Source organism: Paraburkholderia sp. J10-1, assembly GCF_905220165.1.
Lineage (GTDB): Bacteria > Pseudomonadota > Gammaproteobacteria > Burkholderiales > Burkholderiaceae > Paraburkholderia.
The window spans coordinates 38,881-52,281 of record NZ_CAJMYW010000019.1 but is presented as its reverse complement, the minus strand read 5'-3'; the positions used below and the strand labels follow the sequence as shown (position 1 = coordinate 52,281).

The 13,401-nt window shown below is 64.9% G+C and carries 10 protein-coding genes and 1 pseudogene; 2 read left to right on the top strand and 9 right to left on the bottom strand.

The genetic code is table 11. The annotated features are described in order from the left end of the window. The first annotated feature begins 63 nt into the window (after positions 1-63). Positions 64-960, top strand: coding sequence for an IclR family transcriptional regulator (locus U5A65_RS34790; protein WP_415766162.1), 897 nt, complete (start codon positions 64-66; stop codon positions 958-960). A gap of 299 nt (positions 961-1,259) precedes the next feature. Then, on the top strand, positions 1,260-2,624 hold the full coding sequence (locus U5A65_RS34785; RefSeq protein WP_321912339.1) for an NYN domain-containing protein: 1,365 nt from the start codon (positions 1,260-1,262) through the stop codon (positions 2,622-2,624). A 294-nt stretch (positions 2,625-2,918) separates the two neighbouring features. Here the strand turns inward: U5A65_RS34785 and U5A65_RS34780 are convergent. The 9 genes and pseudogenes from U5A65_RS34780 to U5A65_RS34740 form a co-directional block, all read right to left on the bottom strand. After that, a pseudogene (locus U5A65_RS34780) lies at positions 2,919-3,164 on the bottom strand (hypothetical protein); the annotation flags it as partial. 39 nt (positions 3,165-3,203) lie between these two features. Then, positions 3,204-4,034: a hypothetical protein gene (locus U5A65_RS34775; protein ID WP_321949119.1), complete on the bottom strand. Its 831-nt coding sequence runs from the start codon at positions 4,032-4,034 to the stop codon at positions 3,204-3,206. Continuing rightward, the gene (locus U5A65_RS34770) at positions 4,031-6,280 is read right to left on the bottom strand and encodes a cation:proton antiporter (protein ID WP_321949118.1); all 2,250 of its coding nucleotides are present in this window, start codon (positions 6,278-6,280) and stop codon (positions 4,031-4,033) included. The genes U5A65_RS34775 and U5A65_RS34770 overlap by 4 nt, the downstream gene beginning before the upstream one ends. 12 nt (positions 6,281-6,292) lie before the next feature. Continuing rightward, positions 6,293-6,880, bottom strand: coding sequence for a LutC/YkgG family protein (locus U5A65_RS34765; protein ID WP_321949117.1), 588 nt, complete (start codon positions 6,878-6,880; stop codon positions 6,293-6,295). Next, entirely contained in the window at positions 6,867-8,261 is a 1,395-nt protein-coding gene (locus tag U5A65_RS34760; RefSeq protein ID WP_321949116.1) for a lactate utilization protein B, read from the bottom strand. The genes U5A65_RS34765 and U5A65_RS34760 overlap by 14 nt, the downstream gene beginning before the upstream one ends. After that, positions 8,258-9,001 carry a (Fe-S)-binding protein gene (locus U5A65_RS34755; protein WP_321912347.1) on the bottom strand — a complete coding sequence of 248 codons (744 nt, stop codon included), beginning with the start codon at positions 8,999-9,001 and terminating at the stop codon, positions 8,258-8,260. Before U5A65_RS34755 ends, U5A65_RS34760 begins: the two co-directional genes overlap by 4 nt. 120 nt (positions 9,002-9,121) lie before the next feature. Next, the gene (locus U5A65_RS34750; RefSeq protein WP_321949115.1) at positions 9,122-10,333 is read right to left on the bottom strand and encodes a porin; all 1,212 of its coding nucleotides are present in this window, start codon (positions 10,331-10,333) and stop codon (positions 9,122-9,124) included. Positions 10,334-10,486: 153 nt separating this feature from the next. Beyond that, complete coding sequence (locus tag U5A65_RS34745) at positions 10,487-11,938, bottom strand: APC family permease (RefSeq protein ID WP_321912352.1); 1,452 nt, start codon at positions 11,936-11,938, stop codon at positions 10,487-10,489. A 289-nt stretch (positions 11,939-12,227) separates the two neighbouring features. Continuing rightward, positions 12,228-13,235 (bottom strand): AraC family transcriptional regulator, encoded by a 1,008-nt coding sequence (locus tag U5A65_RS34740; protein WP_321912354.1) that lies wholly within the window; start codon positions 13,233-13,235, stop codon positions 12,228-12,230. Positions 13,236-13,401 lie beyond the last annotated feature (166 nt).

The following is a 13,401-nucleotide window of genomic DNA, read 5'->3' as shown; positions in this document are numbered from 1 at the left end:
GTACTGCGCCTATGCGCCCTAAAATCCCGCGTGAACCCAACCGAACGTCCGTCCCCGCCCAGCATGGAAAGCAGGAAAACCACTCCCCGCCGCCCCGCGGCCAAAGCCGCCGAGGCCGTAGCAGCCACCACAGTGGCGGCCCCAAAAGTCGCGCGAGAAACGAAAGCCGCCGCACCGCGCGAACGCCGCCAGCGCGTGCAGTCCGCGCAAACCGGCATGGCGGTGCTGAAGGGGCTCGCGCGCCTGGGCGGCCGTGCGAGCCTCTCGGGTCTCGCGGCCTGCGTGGAAGAGAGTCCCGCGAAAGTGCATCGGTACCTCGTGAGCCTGATCGAGGAGGGTCTCGTCGCGCAGGACACCGCCACCCAGCAGTATCGGCTCGGCGTCGAGGCGATGATGATCGGCGTGGCCGCCATGCGTCAGGCCGATCCTGTGCGCATTGCGGAGCCTGCGCTCGTGCGCCTGCGCGAGACGCTCGAAGTGACGTCGTTCGTCGCGGTGATGGGCAACAAGGGGCCCACGATCATCCGTTTCGAGGAGCCGGGGCTGCCCGTGACGGTCAACGTGCGGGTGGGGTCGGTGATGTCGCTGCTATGGTCGTCCACGGGCCGCGTCTTCCTCGGCCTGCTCGACGACACGCGCGTGCTCGCGCAAGCCGAGGAAGAACTCGCGCACGCCGACGCTTCGTTGCGTGCGCAACTGAGTGCGAGCGACCCGATCGACACGCTGCGCCGCGACGTGCAGGCGGCGCGCTGCGCAAGCGTGCGCGATACGAATCTCAAGGGCATCAGCGCCGTTTCGGCGCCGCTCTTCGATCACACCGGCAAGCTGTGCGGCGCGCTCACGGTGCTGGGCGCCACGGGCGGCTTCGACGCGACGCCCGAGGGGCCGAACGGGCGCGCCGTGCGCCGCGAGGCCCAGGCTGTGAGCGCCCTGCTCGGCTATGTGGCGCGCGGCGCTTAACGTCCACCGTCGTCGAGTCGTTTTTGGTTTTTTGCCGCTATGGGGCTTGGGAGCGCTTGCGGCTTTGGGTACCCTGCCGATCCGGAAAGCCAGGGCGGCGTAAGGCTACGAATGCGCTGTGACGCTTACGTGAAAAAGAGGGGTTTTACGATCGGACGCTCGAAAATGGCTGCAATGAACCATGCTTGCTCACACAACTAGCTCGTCCGCAGGGAGCGGCACCGCTATCGCGATTCCCGGCCTGCCGCGGTTCAACCGGCTATCATGTGAATTCAACGTAGATGGAACGAATCAATCACATGGCTTCCCCACAGGAAAACGTCAGCATGGCGGTGTTCTGCGACTTCGAGAACGTCGCGCTCGGCGTGCGCGACGCGAAGATCGACCGCTTCGATATCCAGCCCGTGCTGGAGCGGCTCTTGCTCAAGGGCAGCATCGTCGTGAAGAAGGCTTATTGCGACTGGGAGCGCTACAAGGGCTTCAAGGCCGCGATGCACGAGGCGAGCTTCGAACTGATCGAAATTCCGCACGTGCGCCAGTCGGGCAAGAACTCGGCCGATATCCGCCTCGTCGTGGACGCGCTCGATCTCTGCTATACGAAGTCGCACGTGGACACCTTCGTGATCGTGAGCGGCGACTCCGACTTTTCGCCACTCGTCTCGAAGCTGCGCGAAAACGCCAAGAAGGTGATCGGCGTGGGCGTGAAGCACTCCACCTCCGACCTGCTCGTCGCCAACTGCGACGAGTTCATCTTCTACGACGACCTGGTGCGCGACCTCGTGCGCGATCAGCAGACTCGCGGCAAAGGCAAGCACAAGGACGGCGGCGACGCGAAACGCCAGGGCGGCGAAGAACGCCAGCCGAAGCAGGACGGCGAAGAGCGCAAGTCGAAGGCCGTTACCTTTGCGATCGAAACGCTCGACGCGCTCGTGCTCGAGCGCGGCGAAAGCGGCAAGATCTGGGCCTCGGTGCTCAAGAGCGCCATCAAGCGCCGCCGGCCCGACTTCAACGAAACGCGCTACGGCTTTCGCGCATTCGGCAATCTGCTCGAAGAGGCGCAGTCGCGCGGCCTGCTTGAAGTGGGCCGCGACGACAAGTCGGGCACATGGGTGTCGCGGCTGAACCCGCCGCCCCTCCCGGCGCCCGCCGCCAGCGTGCCGGCGCCGGAAAGCCCGGCGCCGCGCACCGAGGAGCCGCGCGGCAGGCGCAAAGGCCGTCGCAATGGCCGCGGCGGCGGTGCGGCGGACGCGCGCGAAGCCGCGGTCGAGCAACCGGTCGAGACACAAGGCGAGATTCCGTTCGAGCCGGTCCAAGCGCATGCAGCGCACGGCCACGAAGCCGCGCCGCCCTTCTTCGCCGAGCCATTCGACGCGAACGAGCGTGACCACGCGCCGCAAGCGGCACACGACGCGCCCGTGACGCCCGAACCGGCGGCCGATTTCGAAACCGTCGAGACCGCCGCGCCCGCCCCCGCGCGAGCGCGAAAGACGGCTGCGCGCAAGAGCCCCGCGCGCAAGAAGACTTCGAAGAAAGCCGCCGAACCGGCGCCGAGCGCCGCGGACGAACCAGCGAGCGCTGCCGCTACGCCGGCCGAGCCCGCCGCCAGGAAAGCGCCCGCGCGTGCACGCCGCACACGCAGCAAGGCCGCCGCGGAAGAAAACTGAAAATAGGCTGAATATCGCACCGCGCACGCCGCTCAAGACGGGCGGCGCGCGGCGCACCCATCATTCGCCGAACGGATTCGCGGGCCGCTTGCCCTTGGCCGGTGGCGCTTCGTCGCTCGCGGGCGTGGCACTTCCAAAAGGATCCTGCTTGCCCGACGGCTTCGCGTCGCCAAACGGGTTCGCAGCCGAAGCGGGCTTCGCCCCGCCAAACGGATTCTGCGCGGCAGCGCGCTTCGCCCCGCCGAACGGATCGCGCGCGTCGGGCGTCTCGCCGGCGTCGTCCTCTACAGCTTCGTCCTGTGTCTCAGTGAGGTTGTACTCGGAGCGCATCTGCTCCAGCACGCGCGCCACGCTCGCCTCGAAGCCTGCCGCGTTGTGAAAGTGCTGCATCGTCCAGTTGCAGCCGCTGCGATCGGGCGCTTGAAGTTGCGGACGCGGCACGCCGATCTTCACGCCGTCTTCGACCACCTCCTGCAGCCGGTGGATGCGCCGGTGCACCTCCTCTTGCAGCCGCGAAGCATTGAGCGTCTTGCGCAACATTGCGAATCTCCTTTCCTGTACGCATCGAGTCGCGCGAGTCTAGCGCAATGGCTCGCTCGCGTCGCTACTAGCGGGCGCATTCATGTGCGCGAGCGCGTCGCGCATCGAATCGCTCGGCACCACGAGCTGTCCCGTAAACGGCGTATCGAGGTCGGCGATCACGAAGACCGCCGACGAAATGGACACCGCGCCCAGTACGATCAGCACGATCGCGAGCGCGTTATGCGGCGCGACGAGGCCAAAGCTCAGAAAGATCAGCACCAGCCAGAGCGCCAGCATCGTGAAGAACGGCCGCGAAATCGAGCCATGCGCCTCTTCGATGAGACGCCAGCGCGTATCGGTCACGCGGTCGAACATCTGCGCGAGCGGGCTCACGAGCGCCTGGTGGTAGGCGTCGTGCGGCACGAGCGTGTCGATTTCGTGCCCTACCGAGTCGAGCAGCGCGCCGAGCTGCCGGCTCTCGAGTTCGTCGTTGCCAACGCCTGGATCATGCGGATAGTAGTTGCCCGGCGGCGGCTTTTCCTGCTCCCATGTCGAGGCGATGGCGCTTGCCGTATAGGCGCGCAGCAAGGTGCGCGCCGTTGCCGCGTCGGGACCGTAATCGCGCAGGCGTTGATCGAGCTGGATCAGGTCGGCGGCGTAGGTGCGCATGTCGTTGGTCGCCGTATCGAAGCTCGATTTCGCCGACGCGGTGAGCAGGCTCAGCACGAGCGCCGCAAACGTCACCAGCATGCCGATCACGAGTTGCACGAGCTGCACGGTTTCATGCTTGCGATGCTCCTCGGGCAACAACGGCCGCAGCAGGACGCCCAGGCCCGTGCCTCCGAGCAGCAGCACGAACACGAGCACGGCCTGCTGCACTTCGGTCATGGCGACGCCCTCCGCTCCTCGGCGGAGGCGTTTTCCACCGGCGCGGCCGCATCGGCGGGCGCCGCTTCGGGTGCTTCCGATGCAGCGGGCTCCCTGTGCGCATTGGCGCCGTTCAATGCGTCGATGCGCGTATGAACCGCCTTAGCCTTCGCTTCAGCCTCGCCCGGCACCAGATCCGGGTGCGCCCGCGGCACCGCGAGCTTCCACGCGACGTCCAGTTCGCGCCGGATCGAATCGTAGATCTCTTTCGAAATGGAACGGTCTTCGTACATGGCCTGCACGCGCTCGCGCCCTTCGCGCAGCGCGTAGAGCAGCAGCATGCGCCGCTCGAGCACGTCGGCCGCGTGACCGAAACACTGGCGCACGTCCTCAAGCCCATGTTCAGCCTTCTCGATGCGCGTCTTCAAGATTGTCTTGAGCAGCGCCGCGAGACGCTCGCCTAGCAGCGGCGTGAGGCTTTGGTCGTTGAATACGATCAGCTGATGCAGCACCACCCGGCGACACATCAGGAGTTCGAAGCGATCGGCGAGTGCGTCGACATACGGCTGCTGCAAGCGCAGCCAGCGATAGAGCAAGCGCGCGATGCGCATGCCCGCCGTATCCGCGAGAATTTTCGCCGCGGCGCGCTGATAGCCGAGGCGCCCGCCCGCGCGAGCCTCTTCGATCATGGCGTCGGTGTTGCGCATCATCGCGTCGAGATTGCGGATCGTGATGATGCCGCTGCCGTACTGCGGAATCAGGTCGCGCTCCTTCGCCGCGAGCGTGACGAGGCCGATGACGAGACGCTCGCGGTCGGAGAGCGCGGCTTCGATATCGTACCCCGTGGCGCCGATATAGACGCTCTGCCGGAACGTGTGACAGGCCTCGTCGGCGATCGCATCGGGAATGTGAAAGGTGCGCGCCGCCATATGCACGCGCTCGGATACGCCAATCGACGAAAGCTGCACCGCCTTGCTTTGCAACGCCTGCTCCTGCGGCGAGAGCAGATCGAGATGCAGCCGCCGGATCAGCAGCTTGAGCGACGTGCCGTTCACGATCAGGCTCACGAGCACGAAGCCCGTCGCGAGAATCGCGACGAAACGGCGTGTGGAATCGGGCAGCGCCGTGTCCTGCGCGAGACCGAGCGCGAGCACGAGCGTCACCGCGCCGCGCAACCCGCCCCAGGCAATCACGAGCTTGTAGGCGGCGCTCACCGGCTCGGTGAGCCGCACGCGGCTCAAGAGCGGAAGCATGCCGAACACCACGACCACGCGCGCGACGAACGCCGCCACCACCACCACCGCGAGCGCGACGAGATCGATCCACTGCGCGTTTCGCAGCGTGGCGGGAATTTGCATGGCCGCGAGCAGAAAGATCGCCGCGCCCGCCATGGCCGCGATCTGTTCCCAGATCAGTTGCAGATGTTTCCAGTTCACAGGCGACAGGCGCGTGCTCCCCAGGCCGCTAATGACGAGCCCGGCCGCGACCACAGCCACCACGCCCGAGACGTGCAACATCTGGTCGGCGAGAAGATAAAGCGGATACGGCAACGCGAAACTGAGCGAGATCTCGGCCTTGCCCTCCCCGCCCAGCAACGGCAAGAGCCACGCGAACAGGCGCCCGGCCAGCGCCCCGACCAGCAGGCCGCCGCCAAGCGCGATACCGAGTGCACGCAGCGCGGCCGTGGCCGACACATTGGCGGCGTCGCCCGTGATCGCGGCGATCAGCACGCCGGCAATGGCAATGGCGGCCGCATCGTTGAGCAGGCTCTCGCCTTCCACGAGGCGCACGAGCCGCTCCGGCGCGCCCACTTCGCGGAACACGGCCAGCACGGCGGAGGGGTCGGTGGTCGCGATCATCGCGCCGAGCAGGAGGCCGTCGGCGAGTGGACCGAGACCCGTGAGCCGGACCGCGCCGCCCACCACGCCGGTCGCGACGAACACGGCCACCACGGCGAGCAGCAAAATGGGCGCCGCGTCGCCGAGCATCTCACGCACGTTCACGCTGAGCGCGGCCTGGAATAGCAGCGGCGGCAGGAAGATCCACAAGTACGCCTCGGGCGGCAGCCGCGGCGCGAGCGCAGGTATCACGAAGTTGGCAGAGAGCGCGGGCCAGGCCTCGCCGCTCACGAGATAGATGCCGCCGAGCGTGAAACCCCACGCGGCCAGCAAGACCGATTCGGAAATCGACCAGCGCAGGCTCACCGCCTGAACGAGCGCGATGCTCGCCAGCAGAAAGCCGCTCAGGAGAAGGACGTGGATGACCATGGCGTGCAACCGTCACGGGGCCGGCAGCCACACCACCGTCAACGACCTCACGCCTTGCGCCCCCTGGATCAGCACGCCTTCGATATCGGCCGTCGCGGACGGCCCCGTGACGAGCGCCGCGTAGCGCGCGCCGCGAAAATCGTCGCGCCGGTACGCGTCCTGCAAGCCCGCCACCAGCTTCGCGGGATCGAGCAGCACCACGAGATGCTGCACGAGATAGCCAAGCGCGTTCACCACGTACTCGCGCTCGCTCAGCCACAGCGAACCCGTTTCCGCGACGCCGAAGCGCGCGCGCACCACCCCGACGTCGACGTCCTGGAGCGACGCCGGCTGCGTGGCGGCGCTGATCTCGCGCGTGCCCTGCACCTCCGGCGTGGCCGACGCGATGCGCGCCTCGCTGCCAAAGCGGCGCAGGATCATGGCACGCACCTCGGCCGCGCTCTGCACCTCGGTCTCGCTGCCGCCCATCAGTTTGAGCGCAGCGCAAAAGCGCTCGCGCAAGTCGCCAGGAGGGGCGGCGAACAGCGGCACCTCGGGCAACGGTTCGTGCGCGGGTTGCGCGGCGCGCACGCGCGCGAGAAATGCCTCACGATCCGCCATCGCCGCCTCCCTTGCGGTTTTTCCGGTACCACGCGTGGAACGTGGTGTGCGGTACGTGCGGCAGATCGCGCTGTTTGCCCCAGATATTGAGCGGGTTGTAGAGCATGAAGTTGGGCAAGCGGCGCAATGCGCCCTCGAGTGACTTTACCGCGCCGCGATAAAGCGTCGGACTGCCGAGCAACCGGCCGGCCATCTTCAGCACTTCCTGCTTCACGAACGGCACTTCGTGCTGCGCCGCGATGACTTGCCGCCACTGATAGATCTGCTCGTGAATATTGATCTTCACCGGGCACACATTCGTGCAGCTGCCGTTGAGCGTAGACGCGAACGGCAATGCGCTGAAGCGCTTGAGATCGAAGGTCGGATTGATGATCGCGCCGATCGGCCCCGCATAGGTGCTGCCGTACGAGAGACCGCCGCTGCGCCGGTATACGGGACACGTATTCATGCACGCGCCGCAGCGAATGCACTTGAGCGAGTACCAGAACTCGGGCATGGCGAGCCGCTCGGTACGGCCGTTGTCGACGAGCACGAAGTGCATTTCGGCGCCGGGCCGCGGCGCGCGAAAATGCGAGGTGTATTGCGTGATGGGCGAGCCGAGCGCACTGCGCGAGAGCATGCGCACGAATACGCCGAGATCGGAAAGGCGGGGAATCAGCTTCTCGATGCCCATCGAGACGATATGCAACGGCGGCACGTTGGCCGAAAGGTCCGCGTTGCCCTCATTGGTGCAGACCACCACCGTACCCGTTTCGGCCACTGCGAAATTGCAGCCGGTCATGCCCGCCGTTTTCTCGCGCACGAACCACGGCCGCGTATTCATGCGCTGGCTTTCCGCCAGGTAGTGAATGTCGTTGTTGTGCGGGTCCGTGCCGATGGTGCGGCCGAACACTTCGGCCACGTCGTCGCGCAGCTTGTGCACGGCGGGCACGACGATATGGCTGGGCGGCTGCTTGTCGAGTTGCTGGATGCGCTCGCCCAGGTCGGTCTCCATCACCGAGATGCCGCGCGACTCCAGATACGAGCGCATCTCGCACTCGTCGGTGAGCATGGACTTGCTCTTCACGAGCGCGGTCATGCCGCGCTCGCTCAGAATGCGATACACGATTTCGTTGTGCTCCTCGGCCGTATCCGCAAAGTGGACCTGTACGCCATTGGCCTGCGCCGTGCGAGTGAAATGGTCGAGGTAGTCGGCAAGATGCGAGAGCGTATGCGCCTTGATTTGCGAGGCGAGCGTGCGCAGCATTTCCCATTCGGGAATGGCGTGAGCCTGCGCGTCGCGTTTCGAGCGCAAGTCCCACAGACGTTTGTCGTGAAAGGCCACATGCTCGGGCCGCGAGAGAAACGCGCCGGCGAGCTTTGCATGTTCGACTCGCTTCATTCGCGCGCTCCGTTGAGCACCTGGGCAATATGAATGAAGCGGATGTCCGCGCTCATGCGTTCGGCGCAGCCCTGCTGGTGCATGAGGCAGGACATGTCGGCGGAAACGATGTACTGCGCGCCCGCGCTCACGTGATCGACCACCTTGTCCTGGCCCATGCGCACCGACACCGCTTCTTCGGTTACGGCGAACGTGCCGCCAAAACCACAGCATTCGTCGGGGCGCGCCGGCTTCACGAACTCGATGCCCTTCACATGTTCGAGCAGCGCGAGCGGCTTCGAGAACACCGGGCCTGCGATTTCGGAAACGGACGCTTCCTTCAAATGGCGCAGCGCGCTGCAGCTATTGTGCAGACCTACGCGCCAGGGAAATTCGGCCCAGGGAAATTCGCGCGCGCCCAGCACGTCGTGCAGAAACTCGACGAGTTCGTACGTGCTCTCGCGCACCTTGCGCACCGCTTCGGTCTGCTCGATCGCGGTGAAGTGGTCGCGCACGTGATTCACGCAGCTCGCCGAAGGCCCGACGATATAGTCGTAGCCCGCGAAGGCGCGGGCGAATACCCGCTCCGCGCCGGCTGCCTCGGCCTGCGCGCCGCTGTTGGCCATGGGCTGCCCACAGCAGGTTTGATCTAGCGGATAGTCGACCTCGCAGCCGAAGCGCTCGAGCAATTCCAGTGTGGCGATGGCCACCTCGGGGTAGAACGCGTCGATGAAGCAAGGGACAAACAAGGCAACTTTCATGTGCGGGCTCACACGAAAAGCGGACCCGAACATTCTACTGCCGAACGGCGCGGGCGGCTTGCGAAGCGTGCACGCGCGCGAAGTTGCCGCGGCGCATCATGCTGCGCCGCGGTTCCTCGCTTAGAAGTTGTGGCGAATGCCCGCGATCACGGCGAGTTGCTTGTCGGTGTCCGAATTCACGAGATTCGGGATCTGCGCCAGGTTCTGCGTCGCGCCGCTCGTGGCGTCGATCCCAAGCCCTGCACCCGACGACTTCTGCCCGATCGCCACGGCATAAACCGCCGTACGCTTGGACAGGCTGTACACCGCGCCGAGGTTGATCTGATGCAGCCGCGTGGACGATCCGCCGTCCGGATGCGCATCGTTGAAGATATAAGCGAAGCCGAACTGCAGCGCGGGCGAGTATTGCCACGTCGTGTTCAACTCGGCAATGTCGAACGAGATGTCCGCGCCTTGTGGTCGCGCCGCGTCCGCGAAATAGAGACTCTGCGACAAACGCGTGTGCGTATAGCTGAGCGCCACGCTGATCTTGTCGAACGCGTACGAGCCGCCTGCGCCAAAAATGCTGATGCGTTGCGCGTTTTGTAGTTCGCAGTACGATGCATTTGGATTGCTGCAGCTAAAGTCACCGATATAACCGCTCTCGCCGCCGAGCGCTGCCTGCAGCGGATTGCGCAATTCGAGGTAACCGGCAGAAAGCGAAAGCGGCCCGTTGGCGTAATTTGCAGCCAGCGACCAGCCACGGTTTTGCGAGAAATTCCCCGCCACGCCGCCAAAACTGAACAGGCCTCCAAGTGTGAAGCCGCCGAAACTCGGGCTCACATATTTGATCGAGTTATTGAAGTTGAACGCTTCGTTGAGATTGTCCACGTCCCCGAAGTGCGAACCATAGAGCGTTGCCCAGTTGTTGCTCGACACGTAGGCGCCCAGGTCGTCGGAAAACGGATCGTACTGACGGCCAAGCGTGAGCGTGCCGTAGCGGTTGTTTGCGACCCCTACCCAGGCATTGCGGTTGAAGAGTGTGCCGCCCTGCAGCAGTGCACCGTTCTGCGAAAAGAAGCTGTTTTCCAGTGTGAAATTGACGCTCGTGCCGCCACCGATCTCTTCGCTGCCCGTGAGACCCCAGCGCGACGGCACGAGGTTGCCGCCGCCCAGTTGCCAGTTTGCGTGGCCGCTCGTGCTGCCGTCTGCGTGCGTGGTCTGCTGGTTGGTCGAATAAACGAGGCCCGCGTCCACCGTGCCGTAAAGCGTGACTGAAGATTGCGCGTGCGCGCCAATCGCGAAGGCGCAGGAAGCCAGCGCCAGCGCCGTGCGCTTGACGGTATTTGCCATGTCGTTGTCTTTTCGAAGAGGAGGTAGGCCACGCCCTTGCATGCACGCGCGCGACCGGAGCGCGGCGCGTCTGGCGCGCCGCTCTTGTCTGGAACTACGGGAAACGCAGGAAACTGCGTGAATCGAACGCTTCGCGCGAAGCGCGCCGCGGTGCTATTGACCGAATCGCGCGTAGATGTCCGGGCGCGAGCGCTTGAGGATGATCGCAATCGCCACGCCGACCAGTGCGGCCGCGAGCACGATCCAGGGGAACGCGCGCACGACAGGGCTATCGGAGCCGGCGAGCGCGTCGAGGTTGCCGATCAGCACGATGCCGATGGAGAGCAGACCGCAGCCGCCGAGCACAGGCGCGAGGAACGCGTGCCAGAGGCGCGTGTCCTTTTTCGTGGCGCGGAAAAATGCCGCCACCGAGAAGCTCGTGACCGCCTGCAGCATGACGATGCCGATGGTGCCGAGCGCCGAACCCCAGCTGAACACGATATTGAACGGATCGCTGCCCGCGACTACGAAAAGACCCACCGGCACCGCAACCGAAAGCGTCTGCAGATAGCTCGCGAGATACGGCGAACCATACTTCGGATGCAGACGATCGAGCACGGCCGGAAGAATCCCTTCGCCCGAAAGTGCGTGGATGTAACGCACGATCGTGTTGTGGAACGACAGCAGGCTCGCGAAGATGCTGGAAAGCAGCAGGAAGCTCATCGTCGTGGTCATCGCGCCGCCCAGGTACTGCGTCGACTGGATGAACCAGAAGTCGCCCGGCTGCTTCGTCGCCACGTCCGTCACGTTGCTGATGCCGTAGGCGCAAACGATGGCCCACGTGACAAACGCGAAGAACACGAGAATCAGCGTGACGGAAACATAGGTGGCTCGCGGCACCGTGACCTTCGGGTCGCGGCACTCCTTGCCGTAGATCGCCGTGGCCTCGAAGCCGATGAACGACGCGAGCGCGAACATCACCGCAATGCCGAGATGGCCGCTGAATACGTGGCGCGGCGAAAACGGCGCAAGCGTGAGGCCGTCCGGTCCGCCATGATGAATGACGATCGCGAGGCTCAGCAGCAGCAGGATGCCGAGTTCGAGACACATGAGCACGCCGAGCAGACGGCTATTCAGGTCGATGCCGCGAATGCCGGTGAACTGCACGACGACGAGGCACGCGAACGAATACGCGTACCACGGCAGCGAACTATGCATCAATGGCCCGAGCACCACTGTGCAGAAAAAGCCGAACAGGCCGTACAGCGCAATCTGGATGCTCGTGTACGAGAGCAGCGCGACGAGCGCGCCGGCCATGCCGACGGGACGCCCGAAACCTGCCGTGATGTAGGCGTAGAACGCGCCGGCGCGCACGATGTGCCGGCTCATCGAAGCGAAGCCCACGCTGAACACGAGCAGCACGACGCCCGCAATCACGAATGCGCCGGGAATGCCCGCGCCGTTGCCAAGGCTGATGGCCGGCGGCACCGCGCCGAGCATGCCGGTGAGCGGCGCCGCTGCGGAAATGACGAGAAAGACGATCTGCCAAAGCCCGAGCAGGCTGCGTTGTGAGTCCACTGCCGCGTCGTCTCCAACGAGGTGAGCGGGAGAATACGGTTCGTTCATCGTTGCCTCTGCTGGTGTCTGTTCTGGGTTCGCCGTACGACACGATGAAGAACCGCGTGCCTCTGGCGCTCGACGAATCGAATTTCCCGATTCGGATTGAGCGCATGGTAGGCAGCTAATAAATTCGCCGACTTGGCGCAACGCGCCAAATACTCGATAAAGTGCGCCAGGGCTGGAGCGGGTTTTCACTTAACCGCCGTGAAGCGGTCGAGATTACCTTCGGCATCCTGATCAATGCCGCAAACTGGAAATTCGTACTTTATTCAGTCCACATACTTACCGACAGCCATCATTTAGCTTTCACCGCTTGCCAGTTGCGCGTTGCGCGCCATAGCACAGTGGCGTCGGCATACCCCACCGCGCGGGCCACAGCAGCGTTGGTCATGCCCTCCTGCTCGCGCAGCACCGCCACGCTGCGTTCGCGCTCCTCGCGAATGATCTGGCGCACGGAAGTGCCGGCGTCGGCGAGATGCCGCTGCAAGGAGCGGTCCGAAAGCCCGAGGTCCTTCGCGATGTCGCCGACCACGAGCTTCTCGCGCGCAAGCCGCCGCGTCACGAGATCGCGCACCTGGTCCACGAGCGTATGCGGGATCGTGTCGCGCGAAATGAGGTCGGTGGCGTGGCGCTCCATCATGCGCGCCATCTGCACGTCGGCGCTTTTGAGCGGCGTGTCGAGATCGTGCGGGTGCACGACCACGCCGTTTGCCGGCTGCTGGAAGCGCACCGGCACGCGGAAGAGCCGCATATACGGCTTGAGGTCCTCGGGCGCCGCGTGCTCGAAATGAATCTCACACGGCGTCCACGCCGCGCCCCGCACCTGACGAATCATGTGGCACATCGCCGACACGCTGTATTCGGCGTCTTGCCGGCGCGGCCAGATCTGCGTATGTGCAATGCGGTAGCTCCACATCGGCCATGCGTTGTCGGTCACGAGGTCGACGGCCGTTGCGCTCTGCCACGAGCCAAGCGTATCGGTGAACTTACGGATTGCGGCGCCGAGCGTGGGCGACGACATGAACACGAGGCCAGCTGGCCCCAGTTCCGTGAGCTGCAATTCGGCGCCTAAGCGCAGACCGAGAAACGGTTCGTCGAGCACCTGCGCCGCGCGTTCGAATGCGCCCACATAACGCCCCAGCGCCACGATTTCATAGGGATTGGAAAGCTGCCGGCGGCTCAAGCCGAACTCGGCCAGCAATGCATCGCAGTCCGCACCAGCGGCGTCGAGCGCACGCACGATGGGACCCATCACGGCGCCACGAATCATGGGGAAACCGCTATTGACAGGCACTCTTTTCATGTCTCGCTCCATTAGGGCCTGTATGCGCCGACGGCTTGAACCATCGTTCGTCTCTGGCGCACTCTATCGCCCCTTTGGCGCGTTTTGCAAGCGCGAAAAAAATACGGCGTTTCTACGATTGACCCATCGACAAGGCACGAGACGAATGCGAATTCCTCATACCGCC